Raw genomic sequence first — 25710 nt, forward strand, 5'->3', positions numbered from 1 at the left:
GCAAGGGGAGCGTCGGGGTCACCAGGCGCGTCCGGGGTGTCGCCGTGCGCGGTCGGAAGGCCGTATGCACACTGCTGTCGGCTAAATCGGTTGAGGTAACGCGGGGGGAGTGTCCGACGATAGGGGCCAGGGGCAACCAATGCCTCTCCCCGCCGACTCCGAGAGACGTAGCGTGCTCATACGACTGCTGAGGACCTACCTCAGGCCCTACCGAAAACCCATCAGCCTGCTGGTGCTCCTGCAACTGCTGCAGACCTGCGCCACCCTGTACCTGCCCACGCTGAACGCGGACATCATCGACGACGGCGTCGTCAAGGGGGACACCGGCTACATCGTGTCCTTCGGCGGCGTGATGATCGCCGTCTCGCTCGCGCAGGTCGTGTGCAACATCGGCGCCGTCTACTACGGCGCGAGGACGGCCTCCGCGCTCGGCCGCGACATCCGGGGGGCGGTGTTCGACAGGGTGCAGTCCTTCTCCGCCCGCGAGGTCGGCCAGTTCGGCGCGCCCTCGCTGATCACCCGGACCACCAACGACGTCCAGCAGATCCAGATGCTGGCCCTGATGACGTTCACGCTGATGGTGTCGGCGCCCATCATGTGCGTGGGCGGGATCGTGCTGGCGCTCGGCCTCGACGTGCCGCTGTCCGGGGTGCTGGTCGCCGTGGTGCCGACCCTGGGCATCTGCGTGACGCTGATCGTGCGGCGGCTGCGTCCGCTGTTCCGGTCCATGCAGACGCGGCTGGACACCGTGAACCGGGTGCTGCGCGAGCAGATCACCGGCAACCGGGTGATCCGCGCCTTCGTCCGGGACGAGTACGAGCAGCAGCGGTTCCGCAAGGCCAACGCCGACCTCACCGACATGTCGCTGAGGACCGGCAACCTGCTGGCCCTGATGTTCCCGGTGGTCATGACGACGGTGAACCTGTCGTCGATCGCGGTCGTCTGGTTCGGGGCGCACCGCATCGACAGCGGCGGGATGCAGATCGGCGACCTGACGGCGTTCCTGGCCTACCTGATGCAGATCGTCATGTCCGTGATGATGGCCACCTTCATGTTCATGATGGTGCCGCGCGCGGAGGTGTGCGCGGAGCGCGTCCAGGAGGTGCTGGACACCTCGTCGTCGGTGGTGCCGCCGCTCGCGCCGGTCACCGAGCTGCGCCGGCACGGGCACCTGGAGATCCGGGGGGCCGGGTTCCGCTACCCGGGTGCCGAGGAGCCCGTCCTCAAGGGCATCGACCTCGTGGCCCGCCCCGGTGAGACGACGGCCGTGATCGGCTCCACCGGCAGCGGCAAGTCCACGCTGCTGGGGATGGTCCCGCGGCTGTTCGACGCCACCGAGGGCGAGGTCCTCGTCGACGGCGTCCCCGTGGCGGACGTCGAGCCCACGCTGCTGGCGAGGACCGTCGGACTCGTACCGCAGAAGCCGTACCTGTTCGCGGGCACGGTCGCGACGAACCTGCGCTACGGCAATCCGGACGCCACCGACGAGGAGCTGTGGCACGCGCTGGAGGTGGCGCAGGCCAGGGACTTCGTCAGCAAGCTGGAGAACGGGCTCGACTCCCCCATCGCGCAGGGCGGCACGAACGTCTCCGGGGGCCAGCGGCAGCGGCTCGCGATCGCCCGCACGCTCGTGCAGCGGCCGGAGATCTACCTGTTCGACGACTCCTTCTCCGCCCTCGACTACGCCACCGACGCGGCGCTGCGGGCGGCGCTGGGCCGGGAGACGGCCGAGGCGACCGTGGTGATCGTCGCCCAGCGGGTGGCGACCATCCGTGACGCCGACCGGATCGTCGTCCTCGACGAGGGCCGGGTCGTCGGCGTGGGCTCGCACCGCGAGCTGATGGCGGACAACGAGACCTACCGGGAGATCGTGCTCTCCCAGCTCACGGAAGCGGAGGCAGCCTGATGGCCGGGCCCATGGGGCGCATGATGGCCGGCGGCGGTCCCGAGAGCCGCACGCTGGACTTCAAGGTGTCCGGCAGGCGGCTGCTCGCCCGGTTCAAGCCGGAGCGGCTGACCCTCTACGCGATGCTGTCCTGCGTCGTCCTGAGCGTCGGCCTCAACGTGGTCGGGCCGAAGATCCTCGGCCGGGCCACCGACCTGGTGTTCGCGGGCATCGTCGGACGGCAGATGCCGGCCGGGGCGAGCAAGGAGCAGGTCCTCGACTCGATGCGCGAGCGCGGCGACGGCGGTGTCGCCGACATGCTCAGCGGCACCGACTTCACCCCCGGCCAGGGCATCGACTTCGACGCGGTCGGCCGGGTCCTGCTGTTCGCGCTCGGGGTGTTCCTGATCGCCGGCCTGCTGATGGCGGTGGCGACGCGCCTGGTCAACAAGGCCGTCAACCGGACGATGTTCCGGATGCGCGAGGACGTGCAGACGAAGCTGTCGCGGCTGCCGCTGTCGTACTTCGACAAGCGCCAGCGCGGCGAGGTCCTCTCCCGCGCGACGAACGACATCGACAACATCGGGCAGACGCTCCAGCAGTCGATGGGCCAGCTGATCAACTCGCTGCTGACCGTCATCGGCGTGCTGGCGATGATGTTCTGGGTGTCGTGGATCCTGGCGCTCGTCGCGCTGGTGACGGTGCCGCTGTCGGCGGTGGTCGCCACGCGCGTGGGCAAGCGGTCGCAGCCGCACTTCGTGCAGCAGTGGCGCACCACCGGCAAGCTCAACGCCCACATCGAGGAGATGTACACCGGCCACACGCTGGTGAAGGTGTTCGGCCGCCAGGACGAGTCGGCGGCGCAGTTCGCCGAGCAGAACGACGCGCTGTACGAGGCCGGGTTCAAGGCGCAGTTCAACAGCGGGGTCATGCAGCCGCTGATGATGTTCGTGTCGAACATCAACTACGTGCTGGTCGCGGTGGTCGGCGGGCTGCGCGTCGCGTCGGGCTCCCTGTCCATCGGCGACGTGCAGGCGTTCATCCAGTACTCGCGCCAGTTCTCCATGCCGCTGACGCAGCTCGCGTCGATGGCGAACCTGGTGCAGTCGGGCGTCGCCTCGGCCGAGCGGGTCTTCGAGCTCCTCGACGCCGACGAGCAGGAGGCCGACCCGGCGGCGGCGGAGCGGCCCGCGGAGCTGCGCGGGCGGGTGGCGCTGGAGGGCGTGTCCTTCCGCTACGACCCGCAGAAGCCGCTGATCGAGGACCTGTCGCTGACGGTGGAGCCCGGCCACACGGTCGCCATCGTCGGGCCGACGGGCGCCGGCAAGACGACGCTGGTGAACCTGCTCATGCGGTTCTACGACGTGTCGGGCGGGCGCATCACGCTCGACGGCGTGGACATCGCGCGGATGTCCCGCGACGAACTGCGCGCCGGGATCGGCATGGTGCTCCAGGACACCTGGCTGTTCGGCGGCACCATCGCGGAGAACATCGCCTACGGCGCGTCCCGGGACGTCACGCGGGGCGAGATCGAGGAGGCGGCGCGGGCCGCGCACGCGGACCGGTTCGTGCGCACGCTGCCCGACGGCTACGACACCGTCATCGACGACGAGGGCAGCGGGGTCAGCGCCGGTGAGAAGCAGCTGATCACCATCGCGCGGGCGTTCCTGTCCGATCCGGTGATCCTGGTGCTCGACGAGGCCACCAGCTCCGTCGACACCCGTACCGAGGTGCTGATCCAGAAGGCCATGGCCAAGCTGGCGCACGGGCGCACGTCGTTCGTCATCGCGCACCGGCTGTCGACCATCCGGGACGCCGACACGATCCTGGTGATGGAGAACGGCTCGATCGTCGAGCAGGGCGCGCACACCGAGCTGCTCGCGGCCGACGGCGCCTACGCGCGGCTGTACCAGGCGCAGTTCGCCCAGGCGGTGGCCGAGGTGGACTAGGCGCGCACGCCGGGAGGCCGGCGTAGGGGCGGGGCCGCTCGGGTCGGGGGACGGCGAGCGGCTCCGCGGGTCGCCCGGTTCAGTCCAGGTAGCCGCGGAGCTGGTCCGCGAAGGCGTGGTCCCTCAGCTTGTTCAGCGTCTTCGACTCGATCTGGCGGATCCGCTCGCGGGTCACGCCGAAGATGCGGCCGATCTCCTCCAGGGTGCGCGGGCGGCCGTCGGCCAGTCCGTAGCGCAGCTGGACGACCTTGCGCTCGCGTTCGCCGAGCGTGGAGAGCACGGCGTCGAGGTGCTCGCGCAGCAGCAGGAACGCAGCCGACTCGACGGGGCTGGCCGCGTCGCCGTCCTCGATGAGGTCGCCGAGGGCGACGTCGTCCTCCTCGCCCACCGGGGCGTGCAGGGAGACCGGTTCCTGGGCCAGGCGCAGCACCTCGCCGACGCGTTCGGGCGGGAGGTCCAGCTGGCCGGCGACCTCTTCGGCGGTGGGCTCGTAGCCGCGTTCCTGGAGCATGCGGCGCTGGACGCGGACGACCCGGTTGATCAGCTCGACGACGTGGACCGGGACGCGGATGGTGCGGGCCTGGTCGGCCAGCGCGCGGGACATGGCCTGGCGGATCCACCAGGTGGCGTAGGTGGAGAACTTGTAGCCGCGGGCGTAGTCGAACTTCTCGACGGCGCGGATGAGGCCGAGGTTGCCCTCCTGCACGAGGTCGAGCATGGTGAGCCCGCGGCCGACGTAGCGCTTGGCGACGGAGACGACGAGGCGGAGGTTCGCCTCGATGAGGCGGCGTTTGGCCATCCGGCCCATGACGACCAGCCGGTCGAGGTCCAGGGCCAGTTCGCTGTCGAGGTCGGACGCGCCGGTGAGCCTCTCCTCGGCGAACAGGCCCGCCTCCACCCGTCGGGCGAGGTCGACCTCCTCGGCCGCGGTGAGCAGCGGGATCCGGCCTATCTCGCGCAGGTACTGGCGGAACAGGTCCGAGGAGGGGCCGGCGCTGTCGGTGGTGCGGGTGCGCGGCGGGGTCCGCACGGGTTCCGGTTCCGGTTCCGGGCCCTCTTCGAGGGCTTCGGCGGGCGGGTCCGGGGGCTCGGCGTCGGGCTCGGCGTCGGCGCCGGGCTCCGGTTCCGTGTCGGGGTCCGTCTCCGCCGCGGGTCCGGGACCGGTCTCGGGGTGGTGCGCGGCGCGGTGCTGCGGCGGGACCGCGGCCAGGGCGTCGGCGTCGGCGTCCGGCTCCGCGGTGTCGCTCGGGCTGTCGGCGGTGCGGTCGGTCTGGGTCAGGGTCTGGGTCTGCACGGGGGCGACCTCCAGGATGATCGCTGCTGAGGTGAGCGGCGGCGCTACTCCGGGGGGCCGCTCCGAGGACTCAGGCACCGGGACCAGTGTGGGGTACGACACAACCTCGCCACGAGGGGCGTGCGGTGACTTTTTGCGTTCGTCCGGTGACCGTCGCGTCGTCGCGCCCGGAAACCCGAAGGCCCGCGCCCGGCGTGTCCTGCGACGATGCGCCGGTGTCCGCTTCCCTGGACGAAACGCATGTGACGGTGCGCCGCACCGGCCCCGACGAGCCGCGGGCGGCTGGGCCATTGGGCGGCGGCGGCCGGTCTCGGGCCGACGCACATCGTGCCGGCGCGGGGCCGGATGCGCGAACAGCCCCTGCTCACCCTCTCCGGTGGCCGGACGTTCGAAGGGCCCTCACAGGGCGGCGGCGCCGTGCTCCCGTAGCGTCTGGTCGTACTGCTGGAGCACCCACAGCTCGTTCTGCACGGCGGCCACCTGGGCGGGGTCGTCGCCGGCGCCCAGGCGGGTCAGCTGGGACTGGACGTCGCGGATGCGGCGCTCGACGGCGCGGCGGCGGACCGTGACCAGCTGGGCGCCGGCGTACATCTCGTCCACCGTCTTGCGCATGATCGCCTCGACGGCGAGTTCGGTGACCATCGCCCGTACCGCGTCGTCGGGCGCGGCCTCCCGGACCCGGACGAGGTACTCCGGGCCGTCCTTGACGCCCCACTCGGCGCCGCCCGCGTCCATGATGGCCTGGCGCACGGCGGCGTAGGGGGCGGCGGTGAACTCGTCGACGCCGTACGCGTCGAACGCCGGGGAGACCAGTTCGGGGCGTTGCAGGGCCAGTTTGAGCAGTTCGCGCTCGGTGGCGTAGACGGCGTTGCGGAGGTTGAGGGCGGGGCCGCCGGCGGCGGTCCGGGGGGCGGCGTCGTAGGGCTGGGGGCCGCGGCCGGCCGGCGCGGGGCCCTTGCCGCCGCGGTCGCGCGCCCAACGGGCCAGCTGGGCCACGCGTTTGACGACGAACTGGGTGTCCAGGATGCCGAGCATCCCGGCGAGCTGGACGGCGACCTCGTGCTGGGCTCCGCTGTTCTTGATGCGGGCGACGATCGGGGCGGCCTCGTCGAGCGCCGCGGCGCGGCCCGCAGGGGTGTCGAGGTCGTAGCGCACGACGATCTGGCGGAGCGCGAACTCGAAGAGGGGGGTGCGGGGTTCGACGAGGTCGGCGACGGCCTCGTCGCCCTTGGCGAGGCGCAGGTCGCAGGGGTCCATGTTGTCCGGCGCGATCGCGATGTACGTCTCGGCGGCGAACTTCTGGTCGTCCTCGAAGGCGCGCAGGGCCGCTTTCTGGCCGGCGGCGTCGCCGTCGAAGGTGAAGATGACGCGGGCGCTGCCGTTGTCCATCAGCAGCCGGCGGAGGATCTTGATGTGGTCGCCGCCGAAGGCCGTGCCGCAGGTCGCGATGGCGGTGGTGACGCCCGCGAGGTGGCAGGCCATGACGTCCGTATAGCCCTCGACGACGACCGCGCGCGACGACTTGGCGATGTCCTTCTTCGCCAGGTCGATGCCGTAGAGGACCTGGGACTTCCGGTAGATCGCGGTGTCGGGCGTGTTGAGGTACTTGGGCCCGTTGTCCGTCTCGTACAGCTTGCGCGCGCCGAAGCCGACGACCTCGCCGCCGATGTCGCGGATGGGCCACATCAGACGGCCCCGGAAGCGGTCGATCGGCCCCCGGCGGCCCTCCTGGGCGAGCCCCGACAGCAGGATCTCCTTGTCGGAGAAGCCCTTGCCGCGCAGGAAGCGGGTGAGGTGGTCCCAGCCCTGGGGGCTGTAGCCGACGCCGAAGTGGACGGCGGCGGCCTGGTCGAAACCGCGCTCGGCGAGGAAGATCCGGCCGGTCTCGGCCTCGGGGCTCAGCGCGAGCTGTTCGGCGTACCAGTCGGCGGCGACCTTGTGGGCCTCGACCAGGCGGATGCGTTCGCCGCGCTGGTGGGAGGGGTTGTAGCCGCCCTCCTCGTAGCGCAGGGTGATGCCGGCCTGGGCGGCGAGGCGCTCGACGGCCTCGGAGAAGGTGAGGTGGTCGACCTTCATCACGAACGTGATGGTGTCGCCGCCCTCCTGGCAGCCGAAGCAGTGGAAGAGGCCCTTGGCGGGGCTCACCTGGAAGGACGGCGACTTCTCGTCGTGGAAGGGGCACAGGCCCTTGAGGTTGCCGCCGCCCGCGTTGCGCAGCTGGAGGTACTCGGACACCACGGCGTCGATCGGGACCGCGTCCCGAACAGCCTTCACGTCCTCGTCGTTGATCCGTCCTGCCACGTGGCGATTCTACGGGGGCGCGCCGACATCCCCGGCGGACGGCGGACGGCGGCCGGGGGCGCAGGCGGGAGCGGGGGTGGGGGCGGGGGTGGGGGCGGGCACGGCACGGGGTCGGGGGGCGGGCATCCGGGGCGGGCGCGGGACCCCGCCCCCGCCCCGGTCCTAGCCCGCGAGGGTCTCCAGCGGCACGTGGGGGTCGGCCAGGGCCTCGGTGTCCACGGCCGTCCCCGAGGCGATCAGTTTCTGGATCGGCTCTGTGACGTCCCACACGTTCACGTTCATTCCGGCGAGGACGCGTCCCTCCTTGACCCAGAACGCGATGAACTCGCGCTTTCCCGCGTCGCCCCGGATGACGACCTCGTCGTACGTGCCGGGCGGGGCCCAGCCGCTGTACTCCATGCCCAGGTCGTACTGGTCGGAGAAGAAGTAGGGCACGCGGTCGTAGGAGACGGTCCTGCCCAGCATCGCGCGGGCGGCCGCCGGTCCGCCGTTGAGGGCGTTGGCCCAGTGCTCCACCCGCAGCCGGGTGTCGAAGAGGCCGTGCGGGAACGACGCGACGTCGCCGGCCGCGTACACGTGCGGGTCGGAGGTGCGCAGCGAGGCGTCGACGGCCACGCCGCCGCCGTGGGCGCGGTCGGCGATCTCCAGTCCGGCCGCCTCCGCGAGCGCGGTGCGCGGGGCCGCGCCGATCGCCGCGAGGACGTCGTGGGCGGGGTGCTCCTCGCCGTCGTCGGTGCGGGCGGCCAGGACCATGCCGTCCTGGCCGACGATCTCCGTGAGGCGGGCGCCGAAGTGGAAGCGGACGCCGTGCTCGCGGTGCAGGTCGGCGAAGAGCGCGCCCAGCTCCGGTCCGAGCACGCCGTGCAGCGGGGTGGGCTCCGGTTCGACGACGGTGACCTCGGCGCCGTACTCGCGGGCCGCGGCCGCGACCTCCAGACCGATCCAGCCGCCGCCGGCGATCACCAGATGCCCGTTGTCGCGGCCGAGGGCGGCCAGGACGCCCTTGAGGCGCTCGGCGTGCGCGAGCCGGCGCAGATGGTGCACGCCCGCCAGGTCGGTGCCGGGGACGTCCAGCCGGCGCGGTTCGGCGCCGGTGGCGAGGAGCAGTCTGTCGTAGTGGGCGAGCGTGCCGTCGTCCCCGAAGCGGACCGTCCTGGCGACGCGGTCGATCGCGTCGACGGTCTGCCCGAGGTGCAGCTCGACGTCGTTTCGCGCGTACCAGGCGGGCTCGTGCACGAAGACGCTCTCGCGCGCGTCCTTGCCGAGCAGGTACCCCTTGGACAGCGGTGGCCGCTCGTAGGGGTGCTCGCGTTCGTCGCCGATCAGTATCACGCGGCCGGTGAAGCCCTCCGCCCGCAGCGTCTCGGCCGCCTTGGCGCCGGTCAGGCCTCCTCCGACGATGACGAATGTCTGATCCGCGTCGACCACGTGATGCCTCCTACCCGGGGATCCGGGGGGTGTCCCCCGGATGACACTGTGCTTGTCGCCTCATGCGAGCGTCCCGCACGGAGCGGGGCGGGGGAAGGGGGACGTGCCCGATCACGGCGCGCGGGCGCTCGTTCGGGCCCGTTCGGGCGTACCGCGCGCGCCCTCGGCCGCGGCCCCGGCCGCGTCCCGCCCGCGGTCCCGGCGACGCCCCCGGTCACGGTCCGGTGCGCCCGGTGAGGCGGGCGTGCAGCGAGCGCGCCGAGGCGTCGGTGAGGGACGCGATCTGGTCCACGACGACGCGCTTGCGGGCGCGGTCGTCGGGGGCCTGGTCGAACAGGGCGCGGAACTGGGGGTCGAGGCCGTCGGGGGCGCGCACGGTGAGGGCGTCGGCCAGCTCGCTGATGACGACGCGCTGGTCGGCGCGCAGCAGCGCCTGTTCGGCGCGCTGCATGACGTACAGGTCGGCGACCGCCTTGAGGACCGCGCACTCCAGCCGCGTCTCGTACGGGACGACGAGTTCCGCGTCGTAGCGGGTCAGGGGGCCCGTGCCGTGCCGCGCGCGGGTGGCGCCCTCGGCGGCGAGGCAGAAGCGGCCGATGAGCTGACTGGTGGCGTCCTTCAGGCGGGCCTGGGCGGCCGCCGTGCCGTCGTAGCCGTGCGGCCACCACGGCTGGTCCTGGAGCCGGTCGAGGGCGGCCGCGAGTTCGGCCGGATCGGTGCCGGCGGGCACGTAGCGGCCGACGGCGACCCGGAAGACCTCCTGCCGCTCGGGCTCGGCGCGCAGGCAGCCGGGATCGACGTGCCCCGCGTGCAGGCCGTCCTCCACGTCGTGCACCGAGTACGCGACGTCGTCCGCCCAGTCCATGACCTGCGCCTCGAAGCAGGTGCGGGCGCCGGGGGCCTCCTTGCGGACCCAGTCGAAGACGGGCCGGTCGTCCTCGTAGACGCCGAACTTCGGCGAGGCGGGGTCGGCGGGGTGCGCGCCGCGGGCCCAGGGGTACTTGGTCGCGGCGTCGAGGGCGGCCCGGGTGAGGTTGAGGCCCACCGACCCCTCGGGCGTGAAGCGCTTCGGCTCGATGCGGGTGAGGAGCCTGAGCGACTGCGCGTTGCCCTCGAAGCCGCCGCAGTCGCGCGCGAAGTCGTTGAGCGCCTGTTCGCCGTTGTGGCCGAACGGGGGGTGACCGAGGTCGTGGGAGAGACAGGCCGCCTCGACCAGATCGGGGTCGCAGCCCAGCGCCGCGCCGAGTTCCCGCCCGACCTGGGCGCACTCCAGGGAGTGGGTGAGGCGGGTGCGCGGGGTGGCGTCCCAGGCGTCCGTGCGGGTGCCGGGCGTCACCACCTGGGTCTTGCCGGCGAGTCTCCTGAGCGCCGAGGAGTGCAGGATGCGGGCGCGGTCGCGCTGGAAGGCGGTGCGGCCGGGCCGCTTGTCGGGCTCCGCCGCCCAGCGTTCCGTTGACGGCAAGTCGTAGGGCATGCCTCGACAGTAAGCGGCCGCGGTGACAATCGGGCGTCGCTCGGCCGCCGGGGGCGGTGCCGGTGGTACGCCGGCCGGATTCCGGGGGCGTACCGGTTCGGGCGGCGGGCGGCGTACTCGTCGGATGCCCTGTGCAGGGGGTGAGTCGTGTGCGGTGGCTGCGGTCGCTCGTCCGGGCGCGGTGGAGCCGCTGGACGGGGGCGACGTGGCGCCCCGTCAGGAGCCCGGGGCACAACAGGGCACAGGGCGCGGGGCACGGGGTGCGGGGGCGGCGCCGGCGGGGGTCGTCCGGTCCGGCGTCCTGTCAGGCCGCGCTGCTCTCGGCCCCGGCCGCGAGCGCCCGGTCGTAGCGGTGGAGCAGCAGGTCGGCCATCGCGGGGTGGGTGCCCAGGGGTGACGACGCGATCCAGGGCGCCTGCTGCGCGCACTCCGTCGCGAAGCGCCCCGGAGCGGTGAAGCAGGAGGCGACCGCCACCCTGTCGCGGCCCCTCGCCGCCAGGGCGCGCAGCGCCGTCGTGACCGTCGGGGCCGCCGTCGACGCGTAGGCGGGGACGACCGGGACGCCGAGCCGTCCGGCCAGGAGCCGGGCCGTGCGGCGGGTGTCGAGGGCCGAGTCGGGGTCGCGCGAGCCCGCGGCGGCGAGGACGACCGCGCTCGCGGCGCGCTCCGCCGGTGTCATGTCGGTGCGCCAGCCCGCCTCGACGAGCCGGGCGAGCAGGGCGTCGGCGAGTAGGGGGTGCGGGCCCAGCGGCGCGGCCACGCGCGTGCGTACCCGGACCGCGGCGGCCGCCTCGGGGATGTCCCGCTTGACGTGGTGGCCGCGGGCCAGGAGCAGGGGCGCCAGGACGGCGTCCGCGGTGCCGCGGGCGTCGAGGTCGGCGAGGGTGTCCGTCAGCAGCGGCTCGTTCAGCTCGATGTGGCCCAGGCGCACCGGCAGGCCGGGGCGGCGGGCGCGCACTTCGTCCAGCAGGGCGCGGACGGTGCTCAGCGCGCGCGGGTCGCGGCTGCCGTGGGCGACGACGACCAGCGTGGGCGGGCAGGCGTTCCGGCGGGCGTCGAGCTGCACGAGGCTTGACTGGCTCATGCCTCGATCCTGGCGGCACGAGGTTGCACCCCCGTTGCCTGACCGTCACGACTGTTTTCCGGCGGTTCACGGCGGCCCCGGCCCCGGTGTGAGACGGCGGCGCGCGAGGAGTGCGAGAGGCGGCCCACCGGGCACGGGTGCGAATCGAGGGCGCGCGGGTGCGCGGTGCGGCGCGGGGCGTGATGGGGGCGGGCGTGACGTGCGGCGCAGGATGTGACTGCGGCGCGGGGTGTGACATGCGGCGCAGGGTGTGACATGCGGCGCGCGGTGTGACGTGCGGCGCGCGGTGTGACGTGCGGCGCGGGCGCGAACCGGAGCATCGCCGGACGCGTCTTCCCGGACCGAAGGGCCGTTCGGCCTGCCGGAGCGCCACACCTGGGGGACACCGTATGAACATCCGTCGGCTGCGGTTGCCGCGCACGCGCGCGGGCCGGCGTCGCTCGGTGCAGGCCGTGATGGCCGGGTGCGTGCTGGCGCTGCTGCCGGCGACCTGGCTGTACGTGTCCACGGCCGGACGGCTGGGCACCACCGCGGACGCGCCGCGCACCGAGGTGGCCGTGGTCTTCGGCGCCGGGCTGTGGGACGGCGAGCCGTCGCCCTACCTCGCCCACCGGCTGGACGCGGCGGCGAAGCTGTACCGCGCGGGACGCATCGAGGTCGTTCTCGTCACCGGCGACAACAGCCGCGAGGACTACGACGAGCCCGACGCGATGCGCGTCTACCTCACCCGGCACGGCGTGCCCGACGAGCGGATCGTCAGCGACTACGCCGGGTTCGACACCTGGGACTCCTGTGTGCGTGCCAAGAAGATCTTCGGCGTGGACCGGGCCGTGCTGATCAGCCAGGGCTTCCACATCCGGCGCGCCGTCGCCCTGTGCGAGGCGGCGGGGGTGGCGTCGTACGGCGTCGGGGTCGAGGCGAAACACGACGTGACCTGGTACTACGGGGGCGCCCGCGAGATCCTCGCGGCCGGCAAGGCGGCGCTGGACGCGGTGTTCGAGCCGGACCCCCGCTTCCTCGGTCTGAAGGAGAAGGGCGTGGCCCGGGCCCTCGACTCCGCCGGGTGACCCCCGGCCCGGCGCAGGGGACAGAGACGGCGACGGCGACCACCTCACGAGGGCCGGGAGGCGGCGGGGAGGGCACCACCACACCGCCGTAACAGCAGACGGCACAGGGCGTAACACGGCCGACGCACGCTGAAGCGCATGCGGACCGCCTCGACGCCCACCCACTGCCCGTACTGCGCCCTGCAGTGCGGGATGGCCCTGTCGCCTCTGCCCACGGGGGGCGTCGAGGTGGTCGAGCGGCCCGACTTCCCGGTGAACCGCGGCGCGCTGTGCGGCAAGGGCCGCACAGCGCCCGCGGTGCTCTCCTCCGCGGTGCGCCTGACCTCGCCCCTGGTGCGCGACGCCGGCTCGCTGAGGCCGGCCTCCTGGGAGGAGGCCCTGGACCGGATCGCCTCGCGGCTGGGCCGGATCCGGGACGAGCACGGGGCCGACGCGCTCGGCGTGTTCGGCGGGGGCGGGCTCACCAACGAGAAGGCGTACACCCTCGGCAAGTTCGCGCGGGTCGTCCTCGGCACCTCGCAGATCGACTACAACGGCCGCTTCTGCATGTCGTCCGCCGCGGCGGCCGGCGTCAGGGCGTTCGGGCTGGACCGGGGCCTGCCCTTCCCGCTGGAGGACATCCCGAGGACGGGGTGCGTGATCCTCGTCGGCTCCAACCTCGCCGAGACCATGCCGCCCGCTCTGCGGTTCTTCGGCGAACTGCGCGACAACGGCGGCACGTTGATCGTGATCGACCCGCGCCGCACCAGGACCGCCGAACAGGCGGACCTGCATCTCGCGCCCCGGCCGGGCACCGATCTCGCGCTGGCGCTCGGCCTGCTGCACCTGATCGTCGCCGAGGGGCGGGTCGACGAGGAGTACGTGCGCGAGCGGACCGTGGGCTGGGAGGAGGCCCGCGCGGCCGCCATGGCCCACTGGCCGGAGTACGTGGAGCGGATCACGGGGGTGTCCGTTCCGCAACTGCGGGAGACGGTACGGATGTTCTGCGAGCCCGAGGCCGCGATGGTGCTCACCGCGCGCGGGCCCGAGCAGCAGTCCAAGGGCACCGACACGGTCGGCGCGTGGATCAACCTGTGCCTGGCGACGGGCCGGGCGGGGCGGCCGCTCAGCGGCTACGGCTGCCTGACCGGCCAGGGCAACGGACAGGGCGGACGCGAGCACGGCCAGAAGGCCGACCAGCTCCCCGGCTACCGCAGACTGGACGACCCGGCGGCGCGGGCGCACGTGGCCGGGGTGTGGGGCGTGGACCCCGACTCGCTGCCCGGCCCCGGGCGCAGCGCCTACGAGATGCTGGACGCGCTGGGCACGGACATCCGCGCGCTGCTGCTCATGGGGTCGAACCCGGTGGTGTCCGCGCCGCACGCCTCGCACGTCGAGGAACGCCTCGGCTCGCTGGACTTCCTCGCCGTCTGCGACGTCGTCCTGTCGGAGACGGCGGCCCTCGCGGACGTCGTCCTGCCGGTCACCCAGTGGGCGGAGGAGACGGGGACCACCACCAGCCTGGAGGGCAGGGTCCTGCTGCGCCGGCAGGCGGTCGACGCCCCGGACGGCGTGCGCAGCGACCTGGAGGTGCTGCACGAACTGGCGGCCCGGCTGGGCGTGGATAAGGGCTTCCCGGTCGAGCCCGAGGAGGTCTTCGAGGAACTGCGGCGGGCCAGCGCGGGCGGCGCCGCCGACTACTCCGGGATCAGCTACCGCCGGCTCGCCGAGGAGAACGGCGTGTTCTGGCCCTGCCCGGCCCGGGGCGGCGAGCCCGGCGACGACGAACCGCGCGACGACGAGCCCGCGCCCGGCACACCCCGGCTCTTCCTCGACCGGTTCGCCACACCGGACGGCCGCGCCCGCTTCGTCCCGGTCGTCCACCGCCCGAACGCCGAGGAGCCGGACGACGACTACCCCGTGCTGCTCACCACCGGCCGGGTCGTGGCGCAGTACCAGTCCGGCGCGCAGACCCGGCGCGTGGACGAGCTGAACGCCGCCGCCCCCGGCCCGTTCGTGGAGCTGCACCCCCGGCTGGCCGCGCGGCTCGGGGCAGCCGAGGGCGACCGGCTGGCGGTCGTCTCCCGGCGCGGGCGCGCCGTCGCCCCGGCGCGGATCACCGCGGGCATCCGCCCGGACACCGTCTTCATGCCGTTCCACTGGCCGGGCGAGGGCCGCGCCAACACCCTGACCAACCCCGCCCTGGACCCCACCTCCCGCATGCCGGAGTTCAAGTCCTGCGCGGTACGCGTCGAACTGGCCGACTAGACACGGCTGTTGGGGCTCGCTCACCACCTGGTACTACTTCGTCGCGCCGACCCCCTCGCCGACCCCCGTCGAGATGGCCGTCAACCTGCTGTACGCGGGGCCGCGCCTGCTGCTGCGCGGAGTGCTGTTCCTGCTCGACCGACTGATGCTCCAGGCGAGTCAGCGGGCCGAGTACCTGGCCGACCGCACGGCCGCGCACGCCGGGTCCACGGCGGCGGCCGTCGAACTCATGGACCGGCTTCTGGTGACGGACTCGGTCGGGCTTCTCCTGCGCCGTGAGGCCAACCGGGCGGCGATGGCCGGCGGAAGAGGCGTCCGCGAGGCCCAGGCGGGCGCGGACGGGATATGGGAGCGGCTCACCGCCTACATGGCGTCCGTTCCCGAGAGCGAGTACGAGCGGCAGCGCCGGGTCGGCGTCCTTCGCGGGCACAGCGTCGACTCGACCCATCCGCCCACCCACCTCAGGCGCACGTCCCTGACGGCCGGCCCGTCGGTGACGGCCGCGGTGGTGATGGACGCCGAACGGGAACGGCTCGTCGCCGCCGAACTGGCCGCCGCCCGCACCGCGGTGGCCCGCCGCATCGTCCGGGACGGCTTCGGCGGCTGACGCGGGCCGCCCGTCAGGGACAGCCACACGTCACGGACAGCCGCCCGTCAGGGGCAGACGCCCGTGAGGGGCAGACGGCCGTCACCCGGCGCTCGTGCGTCAGCCGCCCGTCGCCCAGCCCGGGATGGTGGGGAGGACCTGTTGCGCGATGCGCAGCAGTGCCGTGTCGTCCGGGCGCATGCGGTCCTGGCGCCAGATGGTCAGCTCGTAGGAGCCGCCGCGGTCCTTGGCGTCGGGGGCGATGACGAGGGCCCGGGCGATGCCGCCGGGGCCGGACTCGGACTTGCCGCCGCCGAGGTTGAAGCGGATGGCGATGGTCTGGGTCGAGTAGAGCACCGCGGGGTGGCCCGCGATCGTCTTCGGCTGCGCCTCGCTCAGCAGGTCCGCCATCCCGCCGATCGGCAGGCGGTCGTAGGACCGGGTCAACTGGACGGTGTAGGTGTCGAGTTGGACGGTCGCCTCGGGCGTCGGTATCTGCTTGCCGCCCGTGCCGACCGAGCCGTCGCTGCCGTAGGCCGTCTTCGCGTGCTCGCCCGGCGTGCCGAGGAGCGTCGGCAGGTTCGCCCGGTTCAGGGCGTCGCACAGCTGCGTCCCGGAGACGCGGTGCGCCGCCTTGGCGACCGCGTCGGCCTTCTTGTCCGCGTCGGAGGCCGAGCAGACCGCCGGTTCGTCCGCCGCCTTGGCGTCGTTCTTCTGGAGCACGAACAGCGCGCCCCCCAGCGCGCCGACCACCACCAGCGCCGCTATCGCCTGAGCCCACGGGTTCGGGCCCTTTTCGGGCGCGGCAACTTCTTCGCTCATGTCCCCCACTGTCCCCATTGCCCCGGTGCTCCCGGCATCCCGGGACCCCTGCTCGCGCCGGATGCGCGCGGAGGGAGCGTAACGGGTGCCCAGGCCGCGGGGAAGCGGGATTCCGCACCCCCGCCGGGCGGCGCCGGGAGCGGAGCCCGAGGGCCGGGCGGGAGCGGCCCGCCCCCGAGCGGGGACCGCCCCTTTCGGCGGGGTCCGGGCCCGCTCCGGCCTCCGGCTGCCGGGGACGCTCCCCCGGACGCCGGAGGCCGGCTCGGCTCGGCTCGCGTCAGCGGGTCAGTTCACGTTGACGGCACTCCAGGCCGCCGCCACCGTGTTGTACTCCGTGCTGCCCGCGCCGTAGAGGTCCTTGGCCGCGTTCAGGGTGGCCGCCCTGGCCCCGGCGTAGTTCGTCGAGGACGTCATGTAGACGGTCAGGGCCCGGTACCAGATCGCGCCGAGCTTGTCGCGGCCGATGCCGGTGACCGTGGAGCCGTTCGCCGTCGGGGAGTTGTAGGAGACGCCGTTGACGGTCTTGGCCCCGCTGCCCTCGGCGAGGAGGTAGGCGAAGTGGTTGGCGACGCCGGAGGAGTAGTGGACGTCGAGGTTGCCGACCGAACTGCTCCAGTTGTCCGCCGACTTGCCGTCCCTGCTCGGCTTGTCCATGTAGCGCAGGGCGTCCTTGCCGAAGCCGGAGCGGACGATCTCCTCGCCGATGAGGTAGTCACCGACGTCCTGGCTGTTGGCCGCGTGGAACTCGACCAGCGAGCCGAAGATGTCGGACGTCGCCTCGTTGAGGCCGCCCGACTCGCCCGAGTAGGTCAGCTTGGCGGTCTTCGAGGTCACGCCGTGGGACATCTCGTGTCCGGCCACGTCCAGGGCGACCAACGGGCCCATCTGGGTGCCGTCGCCGTCACCGTAGGTCATGCAGAAGCAACTGTCGTCCCAGAAGGCGTTGTTGTAGCTGTTGCCGTAGTGGACGCGGTTGTAGGAGCCCTTGCCGTCGTTGCCGATGCCGTTGCGGCCGTGCACGTTCTTGTAGTAGTCCCAGGTCGCGTCGGTGCCGTACTGGGCGTCGACGGCTGCGGTGGAGCGGTCGGCGGCCGCACCGGTGCCCCAGTGGTTGTCGGCGTCGGTGAACAGGGTCGCGGGGGCGCGGCTGAAGCAGATGCCGAAGATGCACAGGTCGGTCTTGTTGGCCGCGTCGCCGGTGTAGGTGTTGCCGCGTGTGGGGTCCTTGAGCTGGTACGTCGATCCCGAGGCGGTCGTCTCCAGCGGTACCGTGCCGCTGTACAGGGACTTGCCGTCGCCGGTGGCCGTCTCGATCGTGTCCCAGGCGTCGATCTGGGCGCCGGTGCGGGCGTCGGTGAGCACCGCGCGGGCGACCGGGTTGCCCAGCGAGTCCAGGCCGACGGCGTTCGTGCGCCAGGCCAGTCTCGGGGCGCCGTGCAGGGCGTCGACGACCAGTTCCGGCTTGGCCTTCACCTGCTTCAGCGATGTGCCCAGGTTGGCCGCGCGCAGGGCGTTGACGGCGACGTCGGCGGCCTTGGGCGCGGACACCTTCGGGGTGATGCTCGCCAGCGAGATCGCCGCCCTCGTCGCCCGGTCGGCGCTGCGGAACGCGCCGTCGCGGCCGAGGTGGACGACGAAGTCGCCGCCGAGGACCGGCAGTTGACGGTAGGTGCGGTCGTAGCGCACGTGCTGGGCGCCGTCCTTGTCGACGATCACGTCCCGCACGGACGTGCCCTGCACGGCGCTGAGGTCCAGCGTCGCCGCGTGGTCGGCGAGGGCCGTCGCCGCGTTGTCGAGCGCGGTCGCCCTGGTCGGTCTGTCGGTCGCGTCGGCGGCCGGGGAGAGTACGGCGGCCAGGAGCGTGGCCGTGGTGGCGGCGATGCCGGCGGTGGCGAGACGGGAACCTCGGACGTGCAGCCGTATCCGACTCATCAGTGTCTCGGTCTCCTCGGGAAGGCGCCGTGGGGGGCGCGTGTGGGGCCGGCCCGTGACCGGGCCGGTGGAGGTGGCGCTGATGTCGTCCTGGCATTTAAGAGGGCATGACATGTCATGTCCATAGCGCATGCGCAACGGACCGGTGAGGAGCCCGTGAGGGGAGAGAATCGTTTCCGTGATCGCCCCCGAACTCCCCTTCTTCGTCTACGGCACGCTCCGCCCCGGCGAGGCCAACCACGACCTCCTCCTGCGCGGCCGCACCCTCCGCGAGGAACCGGCCCGGCTCACGGGCGCGCTGCTGTACGACGGACCCGGCTACCCCTACGCGGTCGAGGCGCCGGGCGCGGCGGGCGCGGCGGTCTCCGGCGAACTCGTGACGGCCCGCCCCGAGGAGTACGCCCGGCTGCTCGCCGACCTGGACCGGCTGGAGGAGTACAGGCCGGGCGACCCGCGCAACCTCTACGAACGCGTCGCGCGCGAGGTGGTCCGCGTGGACGGCTCCGCGCCCGCGCGCGCCTGGGTGTACGTCGCCGCACCCGCCGTCGCCGCCGCCCTGCGGGCCCGCGGCAAGCCCATCGAGGGCGGGGACTGGCTGACCCGGCGGTGAGCGCGGGCGGGGACCGGCCGACCCGACGGTGAGCGCGGGCGGGCGGCCGGCAGTCGCCTCACCCGTTCACCCGCCCCGCGGAAACTTTTCCGCGCTCGGCCGTCGCCATGCCTCTGACCTGCCGAAACAGCGGCGCGGGAGGTCCGGGCTCCGATGGATCTGACACCCATTCATCCCATTCCTGACACACCCTCAGCAAGCGCGCTCGCCGCGCGGCGACTTACCTCGGAAGGGCAGGGATTCCCGAACAGCTCGGAGGAGCACCGATGCGACGCCGTACCGTCCGGCACACCCCCCGCCGTACCGCCCGTCGTCCGCTCCCCCGCACCGCCCGCCGCTCCGCCCGCCCGGCCGGCGTCCGCACCGCCCGCGTACTGGCCGGCGCCGCGCTCGCCGTCGTCGCGGCGGCCGGCTTCGCCGCGCCCGCACAGGCCTCCGGCGTCCGCGCCGCCTCCCCCGGCGGGCAGCTGGAGGTCTACCCCGCCACCGCCGTGCCCGGCGGACAGGTCTCGGTGAACACCGCGGCCTGCGGGGACGGCGGTTCGGCGGCGGGCGACGCCGGGGCGGTGGGCGCCGGCCGCTTCACGCTCGCGCCCGCCACCCACGAGGGCGAGGCCGTCGGACGGTTCCTGGTGCCGCCGAGCGCGCAGCCGGGCACCTACGAGCTCGTCGCGCAGTGCGCCGGGGACGGACGGCGGATCACCGGGGACCTGGTGGTCGTGCTGGCCTCGGACCGGCAGCCGGTCGCCCCGCGCGGAAGTGTCAAGACGGGGGTCGGCGGCGCTCTGGGCCCCGACCCCGTTCAGACCGCGGCCGGAGTGGCGGCTCTCGCCGTCGCCGCCGCGGGCGGTACCTGGCTCCTGCATCGCCGGGCGAGAGGCGACGGGATCTGACGGACACCCTCCGCCGTCCGTCAGCCGGTACCGCATGTCCCCTCCCCCTCCGGGCCCGACGCCCCTCGCGGCCCGGAGGGGGCACGGGCCCCGTCCGACCCGGCCACCGGACTTCGAGAGCGGAGGCCGCGCAGCCCCGGGCCGGGAGCCATGCGGACGTGGAGATCCACGCAGACCTCGAGACCACGGAGACGGGAGCGGCATGCGCACGGTCGGCAACACCGCCATAACGGCCGTCACCGCGGTCTCCCTGTGCTGCGGCGCATGGCTGCTGCACAGCGGCGCCGAGACGCACGCCCCGCCGCAGCCCTCCGCGGCCCAGGCCCGCTCCGACGGCCCGCGGTCGTCCGGCCGGTCCGCGCCGGCGCTGCCGCCCTCCGCGCCCGACCGCGTCCGCGTCCCCGCCATCCACGTGGACGCCCCCCTGACGGGCCTCGCCCTCACCGCCTCCGGCAGCCTCGACGTCCCGCCCGCCGAGAAGGAGAACCTCGCCGGCTGGTACGAGGCCGGCACCACCCCCGGCGAGACGGGCACCGCGATCATCGCCGGCCACGTCGACAACGCCGACGGCCCCGCCGTCTTCTACGACCTGGGCGCCCTGCGCAAGGGCAGCACCGTGGAGGTGGACCGGCGCGACGGAACGACCGCGGTGTTCACCGTGGACGCCGTCGAGGTCTACCGGACCCGCGACTTCCCCGACGCCAAGGTGTACGGGGCCGCGGACCGGCCCGAGTTGCGGGTGATCACCTGCGGCGGGGGCTACGCGAAGGCGACCGGCTACCAGGGCAACGTGGTCGTGTTCGCCCACCTCACCGGCAGCCGCTGAGGACCGCGCCGAGCCGCCGGAACCCTCACACCTGCGCCGGGGCCCTGCTGAGGGCAGCGTTCCTCACGGGAAACAACGGTGATGCGGCCGGGTAACCTCCGCACCGCACGCTCCTGGACATGACCTCGAATTCGCGTGTGGTGGTGCTCGGCGCCGGCCTCGCGGGCGTACGCCTCGCCCGCCGGCTCGGCGAACTGGGCGTGCCCGCGCTGCTCGTCGGCGACGAGGAGCACCGGCCCTACAACCGGGTCCTGCTCGCCGAGGTGCTGGCCGGCCGCTACTCCCCCGACGTCATCGCGCTGCCCGCGCCCGCCGGAGCGGTCCGCGCCAAGGTCACCGGCATCGACCGCGACCGGCGGGTCCTCGCCTGCGCGGACGGCTCGGAGATCGCCTACGGCACGCTCGTCCTCGCGACCGGCTCCAACCCGGTCCTGCCGCCCCTGCGCGGCCTGTTCACCCCCGACCACGTCCTGCCGGAGGGCGTCCACGCCTTCCGCACCATGGACGACTGCCTCGGACTGTCGAAGGCGGTGCGGCCGGGCGTACGGGCCGTCGTCATCGGCGGCGGGCTCCTCGGCGTCTCCGCGGCCCGCGCGCTCGCGGTCCGCGGCGCCCAGGTCGTCCTCGCCCAGCAGGCCGAACGCCTCATGGAACGCCAGCTCGACCCCGGCGCCTCCCGGCTGGTGCGGCGGCATCTCACGGACCTCGGCGTCGAGGTGCACACCGAGTGCCGGGTGCGCGACGTGCGCTGCCTCGGCGGCGCCGTCCGGTCGGTCGAGATGGCCGACGGCTACGCCCTCGACGCCGACCTGGTGGTGCTGACCTGCGGGGTCTCCCCGCGCGCCGGACTCGCCAGGGACGCCGGGATCGCCGTCCACAAGGGCGTCCTCGTCGACGACGAACTGCGCACGTCCGACCCGCACGTCCGGGCGGTCGGCGACTGCGCGCAGCACGACGGGACCGTGTACGGTCTCGCCGCCCCCGCGCTGGAACAGGCCGACGTGCTCGCCGCGTCCCTGGCCGGCGACCCGGACGCCCGCTACACCGGCACCCGCGCCCTCACCCGGCTCACCCTGACCGGGGACGGCGCCCCGGGCCCCGCCGGGAACAGCGCCTTCGACCTCGCCGCGTTCGGCGAGACCGAGCCCCGCCCCGGCGACGACGTCGTGCAGCTCGCCGACGCCACCCGCGGCACCTACCGCAAGGTCGTCGTCCGCGACGACCGCCTGGTCGGCGGGGTCCTCGTCGGCGAACTCGGCACCGTCGGCGCGCTGGCGCGCGCCTGGGAGGGAGCAGAGCCGCTCCCCTCCGACGGCGGCCCCCTGCTCCACCTGCTCACCAACGACGGAGGCACCTGATGACCGCCACTGAGGGGGCCACCCCCACGATCGTGCTCGTCGGCCACGGCATGGTCGGCCAGCGCTTCCTCGAAGCGATCGCCGAGCGCGGCCTGACCGCCACCCACCGCGTGGTCGTGCTGTGCGAGGAACCACGGCCGGCATACGACCGCGTGGCGCTGACCTCGTACTTCTCGGGCAGGACGGCCGAAGATCTGTCGATGACCGACATGGCGTTCATCGAGACGCACGGCATCGAGCTGTACGTCGGCGACCCGGCCGAGACCGTCGACCGCGAGGCGCGCAAGGTCGTCGCCCGCTCCGGGCGGGTCTTCGCGTACGACACGCTCGTCCTCGCCACCGGCTCGTTCCCCTTCGTCCCGCCCGTCCCGAACAAGGACGCCGAGGGCTGCTTCGTCTACCGCACCATCGACGACCTGCTGGCCATCGAGAAGTACGCCGAGACCGCGACGACCGGCGCCGTGGTAGGCGGCGGACTGCTCGGCCTGGAGGCCGCGGGCGCCCTCAAGGGCCTCGGACTCACCTCCCACATCGTGGAGTTCGCGCCCCGCCTCATGCCCGTCCAGGTCGACGCGGGCGGCGGCGCGGCCCTGCTGCGCACCATCGAGGACATGGGCCTCACCGTCCACACGGGCGTGGGCACCCAGGAGATCGTGGTCGACGACTCCGGCGCGGTCACCGGCATGCGGCTCTCCGACGGCTCCGAACTCGCCACCGACCTCGTCGTGTTCAGCGCCGGCGTCCGCCCCCGCGACCAGCTCGCCCGCGACTGCGGCCTGACCGTGGGCGAACGCGGCGGCATCACCGTCGACGAGCAGTGCCGCACCGTCACCGACCCGCACGTCTTCGCCATCGGCGAGTGCGCCCTGGCCGCCGACGGCCGCGTCTACGGCCTCGTCGCCCCCGGCTACGAGCAGGCCGAGACGGCCGCCGCGGCCATCGCCGACGACGAGTCGGAGCAGCTGTCCTTCACCGGCGCCGACCTCTCCACCAAGCTCAAGCTGCTCGGCGTGGACGTCGCCTCCTTCGGCGACGCGCACGGCACCGCCGAGGAGTGCCTGGACGTCGTCTACTCCGACTCCCGCGCCGGCCTGTACAAGAAGCTGGTCATCGGCCGCGACGGCACCCTGCTCGGCGGCATCCTGGTCGGCGACGCCGACGCCTACGGCACACTGCGCGCCTTCACCGGATCCGTGCCGCCCGTCGCCCCCGAATCGCTCGTCCTGCCGGCCGGCGCGGGAGACTCCGTGCAGCTCGGCCCGTCCGCGCTGCCCGACGAGGCGATCGTCTGCTCCTGCCACAACGTGTCCAAGGGCACGATCCGCGGCGCCGTCACCGAGCACTCCTGCACGACCGTGCCCGAGGTGAAGAAGTGCACCAAGGCCGGTACCGGCTGCGGCAGTTGCGTCAAGGTCCTCGGCCAGCTGGTGACCGCCGAGCTGGAGGCGAGCGGCGTCCAGGTCGACAAGGGCCTGTGCGGCTGCTTCTCGCAGACCCGCGAGGAGCTGTACGAGATCGTCCTCGCCCTGCGCATCAACACCTACCAGGACCTGCTGGACCGCTACGGCCGCGACGGCGCCCGCGGCGGCGACGGCTGCGACGTCTGCAAGCCCGCGATCGGCTCGATCATCGCGTCCCTCGCCCCGAGCATCGGCGCGAGCGGCTACGTCCTGGACGGCGAGCAGGCCGCGTTGCAGGAGACCAACGACCACTTCCTCGCCAACCTCCAGAGGAACGGCTCCTACTCGGTCGTCCCGCGCATCCCCGGCGGCGAGATCACCCCCGAGGGACTGATCGTGATCGGCGAGATCGCCCGCGACTTCGGTCTCTACACGAAGATCACCGGCGGCCAGCGCATCGACATGTTCGGCGCACGCGTCGAGCAACTCCCCTTGATCTGGACCCGCTTGGTGGACGCCGGCTTCGAGTCCGGCCACGCCTACGGCAAGTCGCTGCGCACGGTGAAGTCCTGCGTCGGCCAGACCTGGTGCCGCTACGGCGTCCAGGACTCCGTCCGCATGGCCATCGACCTGGAGCTGCGCTACCGCGGCCTGCGCTCCCCGCACAAGCTCAAGTCCGCCGTCTCCGGCTGCGCCCGCGAGTGCGCCGAGGCCCAGTCGAAGGACTTCGGCGTCATCGCCACCTCCAACGGCTGGAACCTCTACGTCGGCGGCAACGGCGGCGCCACCCCGCGCCACGCCGACCTCCTCGCCCAGGACCTGTCCGACGCCGAACTCGTCCGCCTCATCGACCGGTTCCTCATGTTCTACATCCGCACCGCCGACCGGCTGGAGCGCACCTCGACCTGGCTGGAGCGCATCCCCGGCGGCCTCGACCACGTGCGGGACGTCGTGGTGGAGGACTCCCTCGGCATCTGCGAGGAGCTGGAGTCCCTGATGACCGCGCACGTCGCGCACTACGCCGACGAATGGGCGACCACCATCAACGACCCCGAGAAGCTGGCCCGGTTCGTGTCCTTCGTCAACGCCCCGGACACCCCCGACCCCGTCGTCGGCTTCGTCCCCGAACGCGAGCAGATCAAGCCCGACCTGCCGCTGCTGACCATCGGCCACCGTCCCCTGGAAGGGAGCGCCCAGCGATGACCCTGGCACCCGAGACCACCGACCTGAAGGTCCAGCTCCGGCTGGAGGAGGGCGGACCGGACTGGTTCACGGTCTGCGACCTGAGCCGGCTCGTCCCCGGCCGCGGCGTGGCCGCCCTGCTGCCCGACGGCCGCCAGGTCGCCCTCTTCCGCGACCGCTCCGGCACCCTGTACGCCGTCGACAACCGCGACCCGTTCACCGGCGCGGCGGTCCTCTCCCGAGGCCTGACCGGCGCCCACCAGGGCCGCCCGTTCGTCGCCTCGCCGCTCCTCAAGCAGCGGTTCGACCTGGTGAGCGGGGAGTGCCTGGACGACGACACGGTGCGCGTCGCCGTCTACGAGGTGCGCACCGCGGCCCGCACCCCCGCCCTCAGCGCGTGAGGGCGTCGTAGGACACGCCGGTCAGCCGCTCGGAGGCGGTCCACAGCCGCCGCCCGGCCCGGTCGTCGAGGGTCCAGGGCGCCCGCCACGACGGTGCGGGCGCCCCGCGCCACATCGCTACCGACGGCCCGGTGAACGAGTCCGGGCGGACACCGGGCGCGGTCGCCGCGTAGAGCGTGGGCAGCGCCCCGGCCTCGGCGGGCTGGGCGACGACCCGGTTGACGAGCGTCATCAGCCGCTCGGCGCCCCGACGCCCCTCCGCGAGCGGCCCGGCCGTCTGGAGGTTCGTCGCCGCGTACCCCGGGTGCGCGGCGGCCGCGACGACCCCCGCCCCGGCCGCCTCGAGCCTGCGCGCCAGTTCGTGCGTGAAGAGCAGGTTGGCCGTCTTGGAGCGGCCGTAGGCCACCCAACGCCGGTATCCCCGCTTGGAGTTGAGATCGCCCGGATCGATGTTGCCGAGCAGGTGGGCCATGCTGGAGACGGTCACCACACGCGCCCCCGCCGGGCCCTTCGCGGCTTCGAGCAGCGCCGGCAGCAGCAGTCCGGTGAGGGCGAAGTGCCCGAGGTGGTTCACCCCGAACTGCGTCTCGAACCCGTCGGCGGTGGAACCGTACGGCATGGCCATCACCCCGGCGTTGTTGACGAGGAGGTCGAGCCGCTCGCACGGCAGCGCGCTCGCGAACTCCCGCACCGAGGAGAGATCCCCGAGGTCCAGCCGCCCGAACTCCACCTCCGCGCCGGGCACGTCCTCCCGCAACCGCGCCACGGCCTCCGACCCCCGGGCCTCACTGCGACAGGCAAGCACGACCCGCGCCCCCCTACGGGCCAACTCCCGCGAAGTGACGTACCCGAGCCCGCTGTTGGCCCCGGTGACGACGGCGACACGCCCGCCCAGCCCAGGAATGTCCCGCACACTCCACCCAGCCATGGCCGTACCCCCTCCGCAGTCTGCGGTGCAGCCTACGACCCCC

General features: G+C 73.4%; 19 protein-coding genes. 11 read left to right on the plus strand and 8 right to left on the minus strand.

What is annotated here, in order from left to right:
• Window positions 1-172: 172 nt before the first annotated feature.
• On the plus strand, window positions 173-1906 hold the full coding sequence (locus OG802_RS11195) for an ABC transporter ATP-binding protein (RefSeq protein WP_329409597.1): 1734 nt from the start codon (window positions 173-175) through the stop codon (window positions 1904-1906).
• Entirely contained in the window at window positions 1906-3834 is a 1929-nt protein-coding gene (locus OG802_RS11200; RefSeq protein WP_329409599.1) for an ABC transporter ATP-binding protein, read from the plus strand. The genes OG802_RS11195 and OG802_RS11200 overlap by 1 nt, the downstream gene beginning before the upstream one ends.
• A gap of 79 nt (window positions 3835-3913) precedes the next feature.
• Here OG802_RS11200 and OG802_RS11205 read toward each other — a convergent pair whose 3' ends face one another.
• From OG802_RS11205 to OG802_RS11225, 5 genes are all read right to left on the minus strand, one after another.
• Complete coding sequence (locus OG802_RS11205; protein ID WP_329409601.1) at window positions 3914-5206, minus strand: RNA polymerase sigma factor; 1293 nt, start codon at window positions 5204-5206, stop codon at window positions 3914-3916.
• Between the two features lie 321 nt (window positions 5207-5527).
• Window positions 5528-7429 carry a DNA primase gene (gene dnaG, locus OG802_RS11210; protein WP_329409603.1) on the minus strand — a complete coding sequence of 634 codons (1902 nt, stop codon included), beginning with the start codon at window positions 7427-7429 and terminating at the stop codon, window positions 5528-5530.
• A 162-nt stretch (window positions 7430-7591) separates the two neighbouring features.
• Window positions 7592-8857 (minus strand): NAD(P)/FAD-dependent oxidoreductase, encoded by a 1266-nt coding sequence (locus tag OG802_RS11215; protein WP_329409605.1) that lies wholly within the window; start codon window positions 8855-8857, stop codon window positions 7592-7594.
• Between the two features lie 214 nt (window positions 8858-9071).
• Window positions 9072-10331: a deoxyguanosinetriphosphate triphosphohydrolase gene (locus OG802_RS11220; RefSeq protein WP_329409606.1), complete on the minus strand. Its 1260-nt coding sequence runs from the start codon at window positions 10329-10331 to the stop codon at window positions 9072-9074.
• Between the two features lie 304 nt (window positions 10332-10635).
• Complete coding sequence (locus OG802_RS11225; protein ID WP_329409608.1) at window positions 10636-11415, minus strand: sirohydrochlorin chelatase; 780 nt, start codon at window positions 11413-11415, stop codon at window positions 10636-10638.
• Between the two features lie 389 nt (window positions 11416-11804).
• Here OG802_RS11225 and OG802_RS11230 point away from each other — a divergent pair, with 389 nt between their 5' ends.
• From OG802_RS11230 to OG802_RS11240, 3 genes are all read left to right on the plus strand, one after another.
• Window positions 11805-12482 carry a SanA/YdcF family protein gene (locus OG802_RS11230; RefSeq protein WP_329409610.1) on the plus strand — a complete coding sequence of 226 codons (678 nt, stop codon included), beginning with the start codon at window positions 11805-11807 and terminating at the stop codon, window positions 12480-12482.
• A gap of 138 nt (window positions 12483-12620) precedes the next feature.
• Complete coding sequence (locus OG802_RS11235; protein ID WP_329409612.1) at window positions 12621-14729, plus strand: molybdopterin oxidoreductase family protein; 2109 nt, start codon at window positions 12621-12623, stop codon at window positions 14727-14729.
• A gap of 73 nt (window positions 14730-14802) precedes the next feature.
• Window positions 14803-15336: a hypothetical protein gene (locus OG802_RS11240; protein WP_329409614.1), complete on the plus strand. Its 534-nt coding sequence runs from the start codon at window positions 14803-14805 to the stop codon at window positions 15334-15336.
• 99 nt (window positions 15337-15435) lie between these two features.
• On the opposite strand, the gene OG802_RS11245 is transcribed toward OG802_RS11240, so the two are convergent.
• On the minus strand, window positions 15436-16137 hold the full coding sequence (locus OG802_RS11245; protein ID WP_329409617.1) for a DUF6215 domain-containing protein: 702 nt from the start codon (window positions 16135-16137) through the stop codon (window positions 15436-15438).
• A 285-nt stretch (window positions 16138-16422) separates the two neighbouring features.
• On the minus strand, window positions 16423-18069 hold the full coding sequence (locus OG802_RS11250; RefSeq protein WP_329409619.1) for a M4 family metallopeptidase: 1647 nt from the start codon (window positions 18067-18069) through the stop codon (window positions 16423-16425).
• A gap of 178 nt (window positions 18070-18247) precedes the next feature.
• Between OG802_RS11250 and OG802_RS11255 the strand changes: the two genes are divergently transcribed.
• The 6 genes from OG802_RS11255 to nirD all read left to right on the plus strand — a co-directional run bounded on the left by OG802_RS11255 (window position 18248) and on the right by nirD (window position 24739).
• The gene (locus OG802_RS11255) at window positions 18248-18679 is read left to right on the plus strand and encodes a gamma-glutamylcyclotransferase family protein (protein ID WP_329409621.1); all 432 of its coding nucleotides are present in this window, start codon (window positions 18248-18250) and stop codon (window positions 18677-18679) included.
• Between the two features lie 266 nt (window positions 18680-18945).
• Window positions 18946-19572 carry a hypothetical protein gene (locus OG802_RS11260; protein WP_329409624.1) on the plus strand — a complete coding sequence of 209 codons (627 nt, stop codon included), beginning with the start codon at window positions 18946-18948 and terminating at the stop codon, window positions 19570-19572.
• A gap of 202 nt (window positions 19573-19774) precedes the next feature.
• Window positions 19775-20398 (plus strand): class F sortase, encoded by a 624-nt coding sequence (locus OG802_RS11265; RefSeq protein ID WP_329409626.1) that lies wholly within the window; start codon window positions 19775-19777, stop codon window positions 20396-20398.
• Window positions 20399-20517: 119 nt separating this feature from the next.
• Window positions 20518-21756, plus strand: a complete 1239-nt coding sequence (locus OG802_RS11270) for an NAD(P)/FAD-dependent oxidoreductase (RefSeq protein ID WP_329409627.1) — start codon at window positions 20518-20520, stop codon at window positions 21754-21756.
• Window positions 21756-24359: a nitrite reductase large subunit NirB gene (nirB, locus tag OG802_RS11275; protein WP_329409629.1), complete on the plus strand. Its 2604-nt coding sequence runs from the start codon at window positions 21756-21758 to the stop codon at window positions 24357-24359. The genes OG802_RS11270 and nirB overlap by 1 nt, the downstream gene beginning before the upstream one ends.
• Window positions 24356-24739: a nitrite reductase small subunit NirD gene (gene nirD / locus OG802_RS11280; RefSeq protein ID WP_329409630.1), complete on the plus strand. Its 384-nt coding sequence runs from the start codon at window positions 24356-24358 to the stop codon at window positions 24737-24739. The genes nirB and nirD overlap by 4 nt, the downstream gene beginning before the upstream one ends.
• On the opposite strand, the gene OG802_RS11285 is transcribed toward nirD, so the two are convergent.
• Entirely contained in the window at window positions 24729-25667 is a 939-nt protein-coding gene (locus OG802_RS11285; RefSeq protein ID WP_329409633.1) for an oxidoreductase, read from the minus strand. The two genes, nirD and OG802_RS11285, sit on opposite strands and share 11 nt — an antisense overlap.
• Window positions 25668-25710: the final 43 nt, after the last annotated feature.

It is taken from the genome of Streptomyces sp. NBC_00704 (assembly GCF_036226605.1).
Classification (GTDB): domain Bacteria; phylum Actinomycetota; class Actinomycetes; order Streptomycetales; family Streptomycetaceae; genus Streptomyces.